We start from the raw sequence: 16,081 nt of genomic DNA, 5'->3' as shown, positions 1-16,081 counted from the left end.
GACGAAGATGCGTCACAGTTTAGTGGACGCAAAATTCTTGTGACGTTATGCGAAGCTGATTACGGAAACAAGGCTCAGATATGTGGCCGCAGAGACGGCGAGCCCGCATACGTAGAATAGAGCTTGAATCAAGTACCCGCGCGAGCGACCGAGAACGAGCGCTGTGATGAAAATGCCGATGGGCATCAGGATGCTGACGATCAGCACGACCCAGGCCGCCGCACTCAGCGTGATTCCGAGTTGGGCGGCAACGCCGGCAAGGGTGAGCACATTGCCCACCGCTTCCCACAGGTCATAGGCATAGAACAGACCGAAGAGGATGCCGAGGGCGAGCGCCGGCCACTGTCGGTAACGTTCGCGAGCAGGCGTTGCTTGCGTCATCACAGCCCTCCGATCACGAATGGCCAGGGGATCAGCACAACGGCACCGAGAACGAGCCAGAGGATACGGGATTTTGTGTGCCCCCGCGTGAACCACAAGGCGACCGCGAACCAGAGAGGTGCAGCCGCGGCGGCCAGCCAGAGGCCGACCGTGTACATAATCTGGTCGATGGGAGAGGCAACAGCGTATGTGTCGCGACCGATGTTAAGCGCCCACCCCACGGTGTACAAGAGGTAGACGCCGCCGAGGACGCCGAGCACGACCAGCATTGCTGAACCGGGTTGTTGCGCTGGTTCTGCCGCTGATGCCGGTGCGCTGCGCTGCGTGCGATTTTGAGCAGACTTCTTCGTCACTGGCTCGCCGGACGCGTGAGTCTGCAACGTCGGATCGTCGTCACCAGCCCAGCTCAGCGGGTCATCATCGCGGTCACGGCTCATGCCTCAAGCGTACCTGCGTCGCGACCGACGGGCAGAACTGCCCCTGTACGCCATGTGTCAGTGACCGCTACGATGTCGATCGCAACCGCCCGACGAAAGGACGCCCTCGTGGCTATGACGATCGACTACATCATTTCCGGAGATCCGGAGAGTGCGAAGGCAGTGATTCGCGAAGCCCTTGCGTCTCAGGGGTTCGACGTAGAAGTCGAGCCGAGCGGACGGTGGAACGTTGCACGGGGAAGCAAGAAGGCCACCATGTTCCTGGGTGCACTCGCGGGCAAGAACCAGCGCTTCACCTACGGACTGTACTTCTACGACCACAATGGCCAGCTCCTTGCCCGACTGATGCGTGAGACCGGGTCGGGTGCGATGGGCGGCGTTATCGGAGTATCGCGCGCGAACAACGTGTTCACCGAGGTCGACCAAGCAGTGGGTGAGCTGCTCACACAGCGTGGAATTCTCGTCAGTTCGAGCCGCCAGGATTGATGTCTCGTTGTCAGCTCCGAGACGATGATGGGCTCCGATGCAGTCGCATCGGAGCCCATCATTTATCGGGCGTGACTATCGAGCCACGGAACCGTCTGTGTAGTCGTCGTCACTCGACGAATTCCACGCGAAGAGCTTGCGCAGTTCCCGACCCGTCGTCTCGATCGGGTGGTCCTCGCCCTTCTTACGCAGCTCGAGGAACTCCTTCTGACCGTTGTCCTGGTCATCGATGAAGCGCTTGGCGAATGAGCCGTCCTGAATGTCAGAGAGAACGGCCTTCATGTTCTCCTTGACACTCGGGTCGATGACGCGCGGACCCGAAACGTAGTCGCCGTACTCTGCGGTGTCGGAGATGCTCCACCGCTGCTTGGCGATACCACCCTCCCACATGAGGTCAACGATGAGCTTGAGCTCGTGCAACACCTCAAAGTACGCGATCTGCGGCTGGTATCCCGCTTCGATGAGCGTCTCGAAGCCGTACTGAACAAGCTGCGATGTGCCACCGCAGAGCACAGCCTGCTCGCCAAACAGATCGGTCTCGGTCTCTTCGGTGAACGTTGTCTTGATGCCGCCGGCGCGCAACCCGCCAATGCCTTTCGCATACGACCATGCACGGTCCCAGGCGCTGCCCGAGGCATCCTTCTCGACAGCGACGATCACGGGAACTCCGCGACCTGCCTCGAACTCGCGGCGGACGGTGTGACCCGGTCCCTTCGGGGCAACCATGATGACGTCGACGCCCTCGGGTGCCTCGATGTAGCCGAAGCGAATGTTGAAACCGTGCCCGAAGACAAGAACCTTTCCGTCGCTCAGCTGCTCCTTGATCGAGTCAGCGTAGATGGTGCGCTGGTACTGGTCGGGCGCGAGAATGACGATCACATCGGCCCATGCAGAGGCCTCGGCGACGGTCTTCACCGTAAAGCCCTGCTCCTCAGCTTTTGCAATCGACTTCGAGCCCTCCTTGAGGCCAATGACGACCTCGACACCCGAGTCGCGCAGATTCAGCGCGTGCGCATGGCCCTGCGAGCCGTAGCCGACGACGGCGACCTTCTTACCCTGGATGATCGACAGATCGGCGTCCTGGTCATAGACAATCTCAGTCACAGTGTGAGTTCTCCTTCTTGTTCGAAATAGATGTCGACGGATGCTGCGATACAGCGACCGCCAGTTGTCAGTTCTTGAAAACGCGTTCCGTAATCGACTTCGGACCACGCCCGATTGCGAGCAGCCCTGACTGAGCGAGTTCCTTGATGCCGAACGGCTCCAACACTCTGAGAAGTGCGCGCGTCTTGCCCGAATCGCCCGTTACCTCAATGACAACGGCATCCGTTGCCACGTCGACGACGCGAGCACGGAAGAGGTTGACAGCCTCGAGCACCTGAGAGCGAGTGACATTGTCGACCTTCACCTTGATCAGCATGTGCTCTCTCAACACTGACTGCGCTGGTTCGAGCTCAACGATCTTGATCACGTTGACGAGTTTGTTCAGCTGCTTGGTCACCTGTTCGAGCGGCTGCGTGTCAACGTCGACAACCACGGTGATGCGTGAGAGGCCGCTGACCTCGCTGGCACCGACCGCAAGCGACTCGATGTTGAACCCGCGGCGGGCGAAGAGTCCGGCGACTCGCGTGAGCAGTCCGGGCTTGTCTTCGACAAGAAGACTCAGAACGTGTTCGGTCATCGTCAGACCTCCTCATCGAATTCGGGGCTGTGCTCGCGGGCATACTGCACATAGCTGTTGCTGACGCCCTGGGGCACCATGGGCCAGACCATGGCGTCTTTGCTCACCACGAAGTCGATGACGACAGGCCTGTCGTTTGTCTCGAGCGCGAGCTTGATGGCGTCGTCGATCTCATCGTCTTTCGTGACGCGTATGCCGAGGCATCCGTATGCGTCTGCGAGTTTGACGAAGTCGGGAACATGCACCGAGTCGTGGCCCGTGTCGAGCTCGGTGTTCGAGTGGCGTCCGTCATAGAACAGCGTCTGCCATTGTTTGACCATGCCAAGCGACGAGTTGTTGATAATCGCCACCTTGATGGGAATCTTATTGATGGTGCAGGTGGCAAGCTCCTGATTGGTCATCTGGAAGCACCCATCACCATCAATCGACCACACCGGTCTATCGGGTTCGGCTACCTTCGCGCCCATGGCCGCGGGCACGGAGTAACCCATCGTGCCGGCGCCACCGGAGTTGAGCCAGGCGTTGGGTCGCTCGTACTTGATGAACTGCGCCGCCCACATCTGGTGCTGGCCGACCCCTGCAGCGTAGATTCCCTCTGGTCCGGTCAGTTCGCCGATGCGCTGGATGACCTTCTGCGGTGACAGTAGTCCATCGGTTGTGTCTGCATAGCCCAGCGGGAACTGCTCGCGAAGCCCGTCAAGATAACGCCACCACTCCGCGTAGTCAGGCTCGTCTGCACCCTTAGCCTGAGTGAAGGCCGAAGTCAGATCGACGATGACGTCCTTGGCATCGCCGACGATGGGAACGTCGGCCGTGCGGATCTTGGAGATCTCGGCGGGGTCGACGTCAACGTGAACAATCTTGGCGTTCGGCGCGAATTCGGAGGTCTTTCCCGTGACGCGATCGTCGAAGCGGGCGCCGAGCGACACGATCAGGTCGGAGTCCTGCAGGGCAAGCACAGCTGGGACCGTGCCATGCATGCCCGGCATCCCGAGGTTCTGTTCATGCGAGTCGGGGAACGCACCGCGTGCCATGAGAGTAGTGACGACGGGGGCTCCCGTCGTTTCAACAAGAGTGCGCAGCTCTTCTGACGCTTCGGCACGCACAACGCCGCCACCGACGTAGAACACCGGTTTCTTCGCCTGAGCGAGCATCTGCGCAGCCGCATGAATCTGCTTGCCGTGTGCTTTTGTCACCGGGCGGTAGCCGGGGAGGTCGATCTTCGGCGGCCACGAGAAGGGCGCAAGCTCCTGCTGAGCATCCTTTGTGATATCGACAAGCACCGGCCCTGGGCGACCTGTCGAGGCGATGTGGTACGCCGACGCGATTGCTGCCGGAACGTCGGCTGCCTTTCTCACAAGGAACGAGTGCTTTGTGATCGGCATGGTGATGCCCACAATGTCTGCCTCTTGGAATGCATCGGTTCCCATGAGCGTCGAAAACACCTGGCCCGTGATCGCGAGCATGGGCACCGAGTCCATGTGTGCGTCAGCAATCGCCGTCACGAGGTTCGTAGCACCGGGCCCGGATGTTGCGATGCACACTCCGACTCGTCCGCTGGCCGACGCGTATCCCTGCGCGGCGTGTCCGGCGCCCTGCTCGTGGCGCACAAGAATGTGCCGAAGCTTCTTCGAGTCCATGAGGGGATCGTAGACGGGAAGAATCGCGCCCCCGGGCAGCCCGAAGATGTCGTCGACGCCAAGGAGTTCAAGCGTGCGGACGACAGCCTCTGCGCCCGAGAGCTCCTCGACGTGCGAGGCGAGCGACGGGGAGGGTGATGGGGTGGGTGTTGGCGGAGTCGGTTGCGGGTCACGTGACATAGAGATGAGTGTCCTTGATGATCGTCGGCAGAAAAGTGGTATCTACCCCGTGACGGCGCCCTCTGAAGCAGAGCGCACGAGTTTGGAGTATTTTGCGAGAACGCCGCGGGTGTAGCGGGGAGGAAGCGGTGCCCAGCCGTCACGGCGGGCCGCAAGCTCTGCATCGTCGACCAGTAGGTCAAGAGAGCGAGCTGCGATATCGACCCGTATCAGATCACCATCGCGCACGAATGCGATCGGACCTGCGTCCACCGCTTCGGGAGCTATGTGGCCGATACACAGTCCGGTTGTGCCGCCTGAGAATCGACCGTCAGTTAATAGTAATACATCTTTACCCAGCCCCGCGCCCTTGATGGCACCGGTAATGGCGAGCATCTCTCGCATTCCCGGGCCACCCTTGGGACCTTCGTATCGAATGATAATGACGTCTCCAGCGGAGATCTTCCCCTCGGTCAGAGCATCCATCGCCGCGCGTTCCCTCTCGAACACGCGAGCAGGGCCTTCGAAAATCTCGAAGTCGAACCCCGCTGTTTTTACCACGGCACCACCGGGCGCCATGGTGCCCTTGAGCACCGTGATGCCGCCGGTCGGGTGGATCGGGTTGTCGAGGGTGTGAAGTACTTCGCCATCGAGCGGCTCAGGGTTGATCTCTGCGAGGTTCTCCGCGACGGTCTTGCCCGTGACGGTCAGGCACTCGCCGTGGATAAGACCCGCATCAAGCAGAGCCTTCATGACAACGGGCACTCCCCCGTGCCTGTCGACATCGTTCATGACGTATTTGCCGAACGGCTTGAGATCGCCGATGTGCGGAACGGTGTCGCCGATGCGGTTGAAGTCATCGATGGTCAGATCCACCTCTGCTTCGTGCGCGATCGCGAGCAGATGCAGGATCACGTTTGTCGAACCGCCGAATGCCATGGCCACGGCGATCGCGTTCTCGAACGCTTCCTTTGTCAGAATGTCGCGGGCTGTGATGCCCAGACGCAACATGTTCACGACAGCTTCGCCCGATCGATGCGCGAAATAGTCGCGGCGGCGATCGGCCGAGGGCGGAGCTGCCGAGCCGGGAAGGCTCATACCCAGTGCCTCGGCAACGGACGCCATCGTGTTCGCTGTGTACATGCCGCCGCAGGCACCCTCGCCCGGTGCGATCGCGCACTCGATGCGCTTGAGGTCTTCCTCGCTCATCGCTCCCGCTTTGCAGGCGCCGACGCCCTCGAAGGAGTCAATGATCGTGACGTCCTTCTCTGTGCCGTCCGAGAGCTTGACCCAGCCCGGAGCGATCGACCCCGCGTAGAGAAACACCGAAGCGAGATCCAGACGGGCGGCGGACATCAGCATCCCGGGCAATGATTTATCGCACCCGGCAAGAAGAACTGTGCCGTCGAGGCGTTCGGCCATGACCACGGTCTCGACCGAGTCAGCGATGACCTCGCGGGAGACGAGCGAGAAGTGCATTCCCTCGTGCCCCATGGAGATGCCGTCAGAGACGGAGATCGTACCGAATTGCAGCGGATACCCTCCGCCGGAATGCACGCCTTCTTTCGCGCCCTGCGCGAGGCGGTCGAGTGACAGGTTGCACGGCGTGATTTCATTCCACGACGACGCTATGCCGATCTGGGGTTTATCCCAGTCTTCGTCACCCATTCCGACGGCGCGAAGCATACCCCGACTCGTTGTCGCTTCGATGCCGTCCGTGACGACTCTGCTGCGTGGTTTCAGGTCGATCTCAGACATGTCTCGAGTCTATGCCGTGCGTCAAACCGGTGCGTTATGCACCCAGCAGATGATTGCGGCGATCCGAGGCCAGCACACGAAGCATCTGCGCGACCTCCGCCGTGCCGTGCAGCCGATGCAGCGCCGCGGTGGCGCCAGCACCTACCTTGACAGAGACGTCTCCCGGTTCGAGAGCCGCGAAAGCATCCTCGTCTGTGACGTCATCGCCGGCATAGAGCATCGCCGTCGCCGTCGTGTGCAACCTCAGTCGTTGCATCGCCTCACCCTTTGTCGCCGTGACCACAGAGAACTCCACAACGTCTTTGCCCGCACGCTGGGTGACACCCAGCACTGATGCGCCAACCGTGTGAGACGCGTCGCGCTGCGTCGCGCTTGCAGCATCCGGATCCATGCCTCGCGTATGCAACGCGATACCCGCGGGCTTGCTCTCGACGCGAGATTCCGGATGCCGCGATGCGACACTCGTGATCGCGCGCTCCAACTCTGTGAGAGCGCGCTTCTCCTCCGCGGTCAGCGCGATGCCGGCGCGCCCCTCGCCGAGGTCGTACTCGGCACCGTGCGAACCGATGAGAAGAACGCCATCTGGTGAGCCGCTGACTGCCCGCAGACTCTCAAGCGAGCGCCCGGAGACCAGCGCAACTGTTGTGCCAGACAGCAGAACGAGATCTGAGATCGCTTGAAGGCTTCTCGGATCGCTCCGTGCGTCATTCGGACGATCGACCAGCGGGGCGAGCACTCCGTCGAAATCGAGCGCGACAGTGAGTTGAGCCGTTCTCGCGAGAGACCGTAGTGCCTCGAGTAGAGGGCCGGGAACCCCATCGAAAACGTGTGCCTGCTGAGTCATGATGCGCCTCCGTTCGCCACTCCGCTCCTAGCGGTTGAGTTGTGCTGAAGTTCATCGAGAAACGCAGCGGACCATTTCGCCACATCGTTCTCAAGCACGCGTCTGCGCAAGGCACGCATGCGCCGTCTGCGCTCCGCCGTCGACATTTCGATGGCGCTGATCATTGTGTCTTTCACTCCGTCGATATCGTGCGGGTTGATCAGCAAAGCCTGCTTTAAATCGTCGGCGGCACCGGTGAACTCACTCAGAATGAGAATGCCGTCGTTATCTGCGCGCACGGCCACATATTCCTTCGCGACCAGATTCATTCCGTCACGCAGCGATGTCACGAGCATGACGTCAGACGCGAGGTAAAGGGCCACCATCTCTTCGCGCGGATACCCGTGATGCATGTAGACGACGGCAGAGTGGCCGATTGTTCCGTAATCACCATTGATGCGCCCGACGGTGCCCTCGATCTGATCGCGCAGGGCGATGTATGCGTCGACGCGCTCACGGCTCGGGCTGGCCACCTGAATGAGCGTTGTCGACTCCACGTCGATGCGCCCCTCTCGGAGCAGCTCGCCATAGGCCTTCAGGCGATGCCTGATGCCTTTCGTGTAGTCGAGTCGGTCGACACCGAGCATGATCGTCTTTGGGTTTCCAAGGTCCTTGCGAATTTGCTGCGACCGCGCGATGACGGCGGGGTCTTCGGCCAGGCGCGCGTATGAGGCGGAGTCGATCGAGATTGGAAAGTGCCGAGCAACCACGCGTCGCACCGGCAGTCCCCGACGTGAGGGCGGTGATCCAGCCACCTCGTCCTGCGATGTGTCTTCAGGAACCCAGATTCTGGTTCCCTTCGTCTCGAACCCGAAGATGCGACGGACGGCACGCGAAAAATTTCCGGCGTCTGCGGAACGCTGAAAGCCGATCACGTCAGCCCCGAGAAGTCCGCGGACAATCTGCTTGCGCCAGGGCAGTTGGGCAAAGAGTCCGTACGCGGGAAACGGAATGTGGTTAAAGAAGCCGATCGTCAGATCTGGTCGCGCTTCACGCAGCATCCCTGGAACGAGCTGTAGCTGATAGTCATGCACCCATACGGTCGCCCCGGGCGCAGCGACCGCGATCGCTCGATCGGCAAAACGTTGATTTACCTCGCGATAGGCGTCCCACCACTCGCGGTGATACGTCGGCTGAGAAATCACGTCGTGGTACAACGGCCACAGTGTGTCGTTTGAGAATCCTTCGTAGTAATACTCGACATCGAGGTCAGACAGCGCAACGGGCTCCATCTTTATGCCGTCATACTCGAACGGCTCCACATCAGAGTTTGCTGCGCCCGGCCAGCCGATCCAAGCCCCGTCAACGCCGCGCATCACGGGCTCGAGAGCGGTGACCAATCCCCCGGGCGACAGTCGCCACATCTGCGATCCATCGGGACCTGTCACGGAATCAACGGGCAGCCTGTTAGCCACGACGACAAAATCGAATGCCGCCGACTTTCGAGATGGTGAAGCCACGATGCGCCCCTCTCCCGCCCAGGCGGTCCGTTATTTCACCAGAGTATCAGCGCGCTCCAGGAAGGCTGCGCACACGGCAGGGCCAGGCCGCCACGGGCGCGCCGCACAGACGAGAGTCGATTGAAGCGCCGTTGCACCGTAGGCTTGAGGTGGAAAGCCAGGGCGGCAACCGAGGCAGAAAGGGATGCGAATGCGCAAGTACCTCCTCAACACCAATGTGCTCGGATCGATCTTCAGCGGCTGGAGTCTCTTCCAGGCCACACGCGACAGCCGGCGTGACTGGCGCTTGCTCCTTCTGTGGCTCGGCTGGCTCAGCTCCGTCGCCCTGACATTCGGGGTAGTGGCTCAAGATGCCGAGACGAAGAGACAGATCGCCGCGGGCGAATACGACCCCGACGATGACTCCCGTTCCAAGGCTGAGAAGAAGGCCGAGAAGAAGGCGGCAAAGTCTCGCAAGGTCACGCTGCACATCTAAGGCGCATCTTCACGGTTTTGCCTCCCCCCGAAGGGGTGTCAGGTCGGCGTGTCCCGCGTAATTACGGGCATTCATGGGTGAGACTTGTATCGCCTTTGGAGTCAATCCTGGAAGAAGTGATCATGTTCGGATTACGCCGCCGCCGCCGTAAGGTACGCACCGAGCCCGCGGCTCTCCCGGAGCCATCGAGCGCGGAATCGATTGTTCTCGACGAAGAGCGAATGTTTGACGCAGTACATCAGCGACTCGAGGAGTTCATGGGCGTTGATGGTGCGTGGGCGCTTGTGCGCAGAGACCCAGAGAAGGCATCTGACGACGCGATCTTCTCATCAATGTCCACAATTCTTCTCGCGAAAGACATCACGAAGGTGTTTGTCAACGCCGACAAGCGCTCTGTCGACATCGTCACAGAGACTCCCCCTGAGACGGCTTCTGAACAGGCTGAATCAGGTGTACCCGACGCAGCCTCACGCGACGGGGACCTGCGCACTATGCTCCGACCTGTTCCCCGTGATGACGAGGCAAGCAGCCAGGTAAATGTCGAATTGACGACAATCGCCACGTGGGCAGATCCGCAACGCCACGACCCCGATCATGTCGACCCCAAGATCCTCGCACCGCATTCGGGTGAACGAGAGGTTCGCGGCGCCTGACCAGGCGATCACATGTCAGATTGTCGGCCAGCTTGCTGGTCCGTTTGAGCCTGTCTCGTATTCATCGAGGGAAACCTCGTCGGCGCGCCACGCCTCGATGATCGGATCAACAATGCGCCACATCTGTTCGGCGGCATCTCCTCTCACCGACAGGGACGGATCGCCGTCGAGCATGCTCTCGAGTACTTCGCCGTAGGCCTTGAGCTGCCCCTCCCCGAACGTCGCTGTGAGTTCGGTCCTGTCGAGTTCCCATGGATCTCCGGGGCCGTTCACATTCATCGCCAGAGACATCTCGTCTGGACCGAGGGAGATTCGCAATACATCGGGCTCCGAACTTCCCGTCAGACCGACCGGAATATGCGGAGCTGGTTTGAACCTCACGAGAATTTCACGGCGCCGCTCCCCAATCGCCTTTCCTGACCGCAAGGTGAACGGAACACCAGCCCAACGCCAGTTGTCGATCTCAAACGTCACCTGCGCGAGTGTCTCCGTTCCCCGTTCGGGATCCACATCGGGTTCGTCGGCATACGATGGGAAATGCCGACCCGCCACCGTCCCTTCGGTGTACCGAGCTCGGCGACTCGACGCGAGGGGGTCATTGTCACGAACGCGAGTGGCTCGGAGCACGGCTGATTTCGCCGCGCGAAGGTCGGCAGCATCCGTCGAATATGGCGCTTCCATCGCGAAGATCGACAGCACCTGGAGCAGATGACTCTGAATCATGTCGACGAGGGCACCGGCATGATCGTAGTACCCCGCTCGCCCTTCGAGGCCCAGCTGCTCATCGTAGACAACGGCGACGCTGTCGATGTGATCACGGTTCCACAACGGCTCAAACACTCGATTCGCAAATCGCAGACCCAACAGGTTGAGCACCGTCGAGCGCCCGAGGAAATGGTCGACGCGATGAATCTGATCTTCCGGGACAAGCCGAAGAAGCTGTTCGTTGAGCTGCCTCGCCGACTCCGCATCGAGGCCGAACGGCTTCTCCATCGCCAGCACAGTGCCCGGGGGAATCTCGACGGATTCCAAGGCGACACATGCCTTTTCAGTGACCTGGGGTGGAAGCGCGAAATAGATTGCTGGCGCACCGCTCGACCGGCCGAGAAGTTCGGAAAGAGCATCGGGGTCAGTGACATCGGCCGCAACGTACATTGTCTCTTTCACGAGAGAATCGACAGACTTTCCGGTCGATTCCGTCGTCTGAAACGACTGCCGCACCCTGTCTTTCCATTGCTCGTCTGACATCTTCTCGCTGCCTACTCCGATGAGTGTGACTCGTCGATCAGAACGTTCCGTCAGCAATTGGCCGAGTGCGGGCATCAGCAGCCGTGCACTGAGGTCACCGCTCCCCCCGAGAAGAATGAGAGTCGTAGGCTTCGTCATAGTGGCGACGATACTCCTCGACCTCCTGCGCACCAACAGAGACAGGTGCTCCTACGAGTGCGTAGGGTGAGACCCGGCGTGGCGATCGAGGAATTCATAGACCTCGACCTTGTCGATTCCGCTCGTCGATCCGTCGGGCATTGCCGCGAGCAACGACGAATTGAGCCGTGCACTTGGCCACGCGTGGCCGCTCCAGTGCTCCGATGCCTCCACCCCAGGCTCCCGACAGCACGTCGGATCAGGACAACGGGAAGTAAGGCGCCGTTTTGTGTCACGCCCTCTGAACCACTTGACATGGGCAAACTGCGTGCCGACGCTTACGGAAAAATCGCCGTTTGCCGAGGACTGGATGCTCGACGTGCACCAATACGTTCCCGCGGGCTTATCGGTGAACTGCTGATACGGGCTGAGGCGGTCCTCGACATCGAACACCTGACGCGCGCTCCACCACCGACAGACGCGCTGCCCCTCAACCGAACCCAAAGGATCTGTCGGAAACTGAACGTCATCGTTCTGATACGCCTTCGAGATGACCCCACTCGAATGCACCTTGAGAAAGTGGACGGGAACGTCAAGATGACGGGTGGCGAGATTGGTGAATCGATGCGCTGCCGTCTCATAGCCCACGGCGAAGTGGTCACGCAGGTCTTCAACGGACAGCTCCCGCGCGGTCTTCGCACGTGTCAGGAAGGCGACGGCGCTGGTCTCAGGTACGAGTAGCGCCCCGGCAAGATAGTTCGTCTCAACGCGCTGCCGAAGAAGATCACCGAAGTCGTGCGGCTCGGGCTGCCCGAGCACAAACGACGCAATCGCCTGAAGCAACGCCGAACGAGGGTCCGTCCCTGTCTGCTTCGTTGGCAGGTATATGCGGTGATTGTGATGATCGGTAATGCTTCTGGTCGTGATGGGCAGATCAGGGACATAGTGAAGCGTAAACCCGAGATGTGACGAGAGTTCAGCGGTTGAGCGCTGCGAAAGCGGTCCGCCCGTGTGGCCAATCGTCCGCAGAAGCTCTGCTGCAGTATGTTCGAGGTCCTCGTAGTAGTTATCTCTGTGTCGCTGCTCAGCACGAAGCTCCGTGTTTGCACGGCGGGCCTCTTCCGGTGTCGCGGCACGCTGCGTGTGAAGATGCTCTAGCTCCTCGTGCAGACGAAGAATCGTCTCAATTGCGGCATCGCTCAGCCCTTTGCGGATGGCGAGGGGCGGCAGATCGAGCGACTGGTAGAGCGGACCGCGCTGTGCCCGCTCAAGAGAGATCTCGAGTTCGTCTCGTCTCGACAACGGCTCGGGTTCCAACAGTCCGTCAAGAGACGTTCCCAACGCGCGGGCAAGCTTCTGCAACTCGACAAGCTTCAACTCGCGCTTGCCATTCTCGATGACCGAGATCTGGGACGCAGCTCGACCGATCTGGCTACCCAACGATTCAACGGTCATTCCCCGCTCAAGACGAAGCTGCCTGATCCGACGCCCGATGGTCAGCGTGTCAAGAAACTGCTCGTCGTCGTGTGTCGTGGGCTGCAGTGACGTCATCTCCATAGCGTGACAGCTATAGGTCTTCTATGCAACAGAAATATTGAGTTATTTCTCGCGAATAGTCCGAGAAATATTGGCTTCATACGCATCAAGCTCGGAACACGACGGAAAATCAGACTCGAAGGAGTGAACGATGATCGAAAACAGGCAGAGCCCTGGCGACCAGACGCAGACAGCAGAAGAGCTGCAGATGGAATGGGACATCAACCCCCGGTGGCAGAGCGTCCGCCGTGACTACACGGCCGAGGACGTCATCGCCCTCCGCGGCCCCGTCAGAGAGCACGCGACCCTTGCCCAGCGTGGGTCAGAGAAGCTGTGGGAGCTCGTCGAACGCAATGGCGAGAACCCCGAAGCCTGGGTCTCAGCGCTCGGCGCACTCACCGGGAATCAGGCTGTTCAGCAGGTGCGTGCGGGGCTCGAGTCGATCTACTTGTCGGGATGGCAGGTTGCCGCCGATGCAAATCTCTCGGGGCAGACCTACCCCGACCAGAGCCTCTACCCTGCAAACTCGGTTCCGTCGGTTGTCCGTCGAATCAATAACGCCCTGCTGCGTGCAGGGCAGATTGAGTTTGCGGAGTCCGGCACGACGACGCGTGATTGGCAGGCACCGATCGTCGCCGACGCCGAGGCTGGCTTCGGCGGCCCTCTCAACGCGTACGAATTGATGCACTCCATGATCGAGGCCGGTGCTGCGGGCGTGCATTGGGAAGATCAGCTCGCCAGTGAGAAAAAATGTGGGCACATGGGAGGCAAGGTTCTCATCCCCACAAGCCAGCACGTCCGAACGCTCAATGCGGCGCGCCTCGCCGCCGATGTGGCTCACGTTCCGTCACTCATCATTGCTCGAACGGATGCGCTTGCCGCGTCGCTTCTCACAAGCGACGTCGACGAGCGGGACCAACGCTTTCTCACCGGGACGCGCACAGCTGACGGCTTTTACGAGGTACAAAACGGAATCGAGCCCGTGATCGCCCGAGGGCACGCGTACGCGCCATACGCCGACCTGCTGTGGGTGGAATCAGGCGAACCCGACCTTGAACTTGCGAGACGGTTCGCCGAGAGCATCCACTCCGAGTTCCCCGATCAGAAGCTCGCCTACAACTGCTCCCCCAGTTTCAACTGGAAGCGTCACCTCGACGACGATGAGATCGCGAGATTTCAGCGCGAACTCGCGGCGATGGGATATGCGTTTCAGTTCATCACGCTCGCTGGCTTTCATTCGCTCAATCACGGGATGTTCGAGCTCGCCCTCGACTACCGAGACCGGCAGATGTCAGCGTACGTGGAACTGCAAGAAGCCGAGTTCGCTTCAGAATCACGCGGGTACACAGCGACCAAACATCAGGCTGAAGTCGGCACTGGGTACTTCGACCGGGTGTCAGCGGCGCTGAACCCGTCGAGCGCCACACTGGCCCTCACCGGGTCAACCGAATCCGAACAATTCAGCTGACACGACGGCAGGACACGACATGTCGAACACACACGAAAACCGAATCACAGTCTTGGCCCCCATCGACGAACGGTTCGATGAGATCCTCACTCCGGAGGCGCTGAGCTTCCTCACGGCCCTACACGACCAATTCGGTGTGGGCCGTCACGAGGTTCTCCGCACGAATGCACATCGGCAGCAAACCATATCCGAGGGCCGCAATCCCGATTTCCTTGAGGAGACCAGAGCAATTCGTGATGACCATCACTGGCAGGTCGCCGGTCCTGGCCCTGGCTTGCACGATCGTCGAGTGGAGATCACCGGGCCGACGGACCGGAAGATGACGGTCAATGCTCTCAATTCGGGTGCGCAGGTGTGGCTGGCCGATCACGAGGATGCTCTGAGTCCAACGTGGGGAAATATCATCCGCGGTCAGATCAACCTTGCCGACGCAATTCGACGTCGCATCGATTTCGTCAACGAGCAGGGAAAGGAGTATCGCCTAGGCGAGTCCACCCCGACGATCGTCTTTCGTCCACGAGGCTGGCACCTGAACGAGGCGCACCTCCGCTATACGAATCGTGCGGGTATCACCGCTCCGGTGTCAGCGTCCCTTGTCGACTTCGGGCTCTACGTGTTCCACAATGCAACCGAGCTTCTTGCTCGCGGGAGGGGGCCGTATTTCTACCTCCCCAAGCTGGAGAGTCATCTCGGCGCACGCTTGTGGGATGAAGTTTTTGCGTTCAGCGAGGAGTTTCTCGCAATCCCCTATGGGTCGATTCGCGCGACGGTGCTCATCGAAACCGTGTCTGCAGCCTTCGAAATGGAAGAGATTCTGTTCGAGCTTCGGGACCATTGCGCCGGACTCAACGCCGGTCGTTGGGATTATCTTTTCAGTATCATCAAAAGCTTCCGCAACAGAGGGCGCTGCTATCTGCTTCCCGACAGGGGGCAGGTGACAATGACATCACGCTTCATGCGGGCCTACACGGAGCTGCTGGTGACGACATGCCATCGTCGCGGTGCCTATGCCCTCGGTGGCATGAGTGCGTTCGTCCCGAATCGGCAGAACCCCGAAACGACCGCGACCGCCTACACGCAAACGGCAAAAGACAAGCGCCGCGAAGCTGAAGATGGGTTCGACGGCACCTGGGTCGCACACCCCGATCTCGTTGAAATTGCGCGCACTGAGTTCGATTCGGCTCTCAACGGAAACATGAATCAGCTTCACCGCAGGCGCGAGCACGTCTCCGTCACAGCTGCAGACCTGCTCGATCTGAGGATTCCACACGGAAAGGTGAGTACGCACGGGATTGCGCAGAATGTCTCGGTTTCCTTGCGCTATCTTGAGCGCTGGCTGTCGGGAGTTGGAGCCGCTGCCATCGATGACATGATGGAGGATGCCGCAACGGCGGAGATCTCCCGCTCACAGCTCTGGCAGTGGATCAATCAGGGAGCGGTCACGACCGACGGCATCCCTGTTGTGCGCGAACGCGTCGAATGGTGCATCGACAGTACGGTTGAGGCGATACCCCGAACAGTGGGCGATCGCTATGCAGACGCCGCCGAGCTTCTGAAGGACATTGTGCTGGGTGAGACGTTCCCCGCGTTCTTCACTGTTCCCGCGTATGACCGCTATCTTGTCATGCACGAGGTACGCGTGCCCGTTGCGTGACTGAGAACAACGAACTGAGTCCCACAATCGCATGTGATTGTGGGA

General features: G+C 60.4%; 15 protein-coding genes. 5 read left to right on the top strand and 10 right to left on the bottom strand.

The features are described 5' to 3' along the window. Nucleotides 1-45 precede the first annotated feature (45 nt). Entirely contained in the window at nt 46-381 is a 336-nt protein-coding gene (locus HCR76_RS06890; RefSeq protein WP_166989452.1) for a hypothetical protein, read from the bottom strand. Then, nucleotides 381-818: a hypothetical protein gene (locus tag HCR76_RS06885; protein ID WP_166989450.1), complete on the bottom strand. Its 438-nt coding sequence runs from the start codon at nt 816-818 to the stop codon at nt 381-383. Before HCR76_RS06885 ends, HCR76_RS06890 begins: the two co-directional genes overlap by 1 nt. A 108-nt stretch (nt 819-926) precedes the next feature. On the opposite strand from HCR76_RS06885, the gene HCR76_RS06880 reads away from it, so the two are divergent. Then, complete coding sequence (locus HCR76_RS06880; RefSeq protein ID WP_166989448.1) at nt 927-1,304, top strand: hypothetical protein; 378 nt, start codon at nt 927-929, stop codon at nt 1,302-1,304. Between the two features lie 75 nt (nt 1,305-1,379). Here HCR76_RS06880 and ilvC read toward each other — a convergent pair whose 3' ends face one another. From ilvC to HCR76_RS06850, 6 genes are read right to left on the bottom strand one after another with little or no spacing between them, the layout of a single operon-like run. After that, entirely contained in the window at nt 1,380-2,450 is a 1,071-nt protein-coding gene (gene ilvC / locus HCR76_RS06875) for a ketol-acid reductoisomerase (RefSeq protein WP_166990329.1), read from the bottom strand. Nucleotides 2,451-2,475: 25 nt separating this feature from the next. After that, nucleotides 2,476-2,985 (bottom strand): acetolactate synthase small subunit, encoded by a 510-nt coding sequence (ilvN, locus tag HCR76_RS06870; protein WP_166989446.1) that lies wholly within the window; start codon nt 2,983-2,985, stop codon nt 2,476-2,478. A gap of 2 nt (nt 2,986-2,987) precedes the next feature. Next, nucleotides 2,988-4,805 carry an acetolactate synthase large subunit gene (locus HCR76_RS06865; protein ID WP_166989444.1) on the bottom strand — a complete coding sequence of 606 codons (1,818 nt, stop codon included), beginning with the start codon at nt 4,803-4,805 and terminating at the stop codon, nt 2,988-2,990. Nucleotides 4,806-4,847: 42 nt separating this feature from the next. Next, on the bottom strand, nt 4,848-6,542 hold the full coding sequence (gene ilvD, locus HCR76_RS06860) for a dihydroxy-acid dehydratase (RefSeq protein ID WP_166989442.1): 1,695 nt from the start codon (nt 6,540-6,542) through the stop codon (nt 4,848-4,850). Between the two features lie 34 nt (nt 6,543-6,576). Further along, nucleotides 6,577-7,386 carry a trehalose-phosphatase gene (otsB, locus tag HCR76_RS06855; RefSeq protein ID WP_166989440.1) on the bottom strand — a complete coding sequence of 270 codons (810 nt, stop codon included), beginning with the start codon at nt 7,384-7,386 and terminating at the stop codon, nt 6,577-6,579. Then, nucleotides 7,383-8,789: an alpha,alpha-trehalose-phosphate synthase (UDP-forming) gene (locus tag HCR76_RS06850; protein WP_434063581.1), complete on the bottom strand. Its 1,407-nt coding sequence runs from the start codon at nt 8,787-8,789 to the stop codon at nt 7,383-7,385. The genes otsB and HCR76_RS06850 overlap by 4 nt, the downstream gene beginning before the upstream one ends. A gap of 286 nt (nt 8,790-9,075) precedes the next feature. On the opposite strand from HCR76_RS06850, the gene HCR76_RS06845 reads away from it, so the two are divergent. Both HCR76_RS06845 and HCR76_RS06840 read left to right on the top strand, forming a co-directional pair. Continuing rightward, nucleotides 9,076-9,360, top strand: coding sequence for a hypothetical protein (locus HCR76_RS06845; protein ID WP_166989438.1), 285 nt, complete (start codon nt 9,076-9,078; stop codon nt 9,358-9,360). A 122-nt stretch (nt 9,361-9,482) separates the two neighbouring features. Next, a complete protein-coding gene (locus HCR76_RS06840) occupies nt 9,483-10,013 on the top strand; it encodes a hypothetical protein (RefSeq protein WP_166989436.1) in 531 nt (176 codons plus the stop codon). Nucleotides 10,014-10,028: 15 nt separating this feature from the next. Here HCR76_RS06840 and HCR76_RS06835 read toward each other — a convergent pair whose 3' ends face one another. Both HCR76_RS06835 and HCR76_RS06830 read right to left on the bottom strand, forming a co-directional pair. Then, complete coding sequence (locus HCR76_RS06835; RefSeq protein WP_166989416.1) at nt 10,029-11,399, bottom strand: glucose-6-phosphate dehydrogenase; 1,371 nt, start codon at nt 11,397-11,399, stop codon at nt 10,029-10,031. A 51-nt stretch (nt 11,400-11,450) separates the two neighbouring features. Next, complete coding sequence (locus tag HCR76_RS06830; protein WP_166989414.1) at nt 11,451-12,929, bottom strand: XRE family transcriptional regulator; 1,479 nt, start codon at nt 12,927-12,929, stop codon at nt 11,451-11,453. Between the two features lie 136 nt (nt 12,930-13,065). Between HCR76_RS06830 and aceA the strand changes: the two genes are divergently transcribed. Together aceA and aceB are read left to right on the top strand one after the other, a co-directional pair. Then, on the top strand, nt 13,066-14,382 hold the full coding sequence (gene aceA / locus HCR76_RS06825; protein WP_198248159.1) for an isocitrate lyase: 1,317 nt from the start codon (nt 13,066-13,068) through the stop codon (nt 14,380-14,382). 19 nt (nt 14,383-14,401) lie between these two features. Next, a complete protein-coding gene (gene aceB, locus HCR76_RS06820; protein WP_166989412.1) occupies nt 14,402-16,036 on the top strand; it encodes a malate synthase A in 1,635 nt (544 codons plus the stop codon). Nucleotides 16,037-16,081: the final 45 nt, after the last annotated feature.

The organism is Paramicrobacterium chengjingii, assembly GCF_011751765.2.
Taxonomy (GTDB): domain Bacteria; phylum Actinomycetota; class Actinomycetes; order Actinomycetales; family Microbacteriaceae; genus Paramicrobacterium; species Paramicrobacterium chengjingii.
This window is presented reverse-complemented; position numbering and strand designations above follow the sequence as displayed.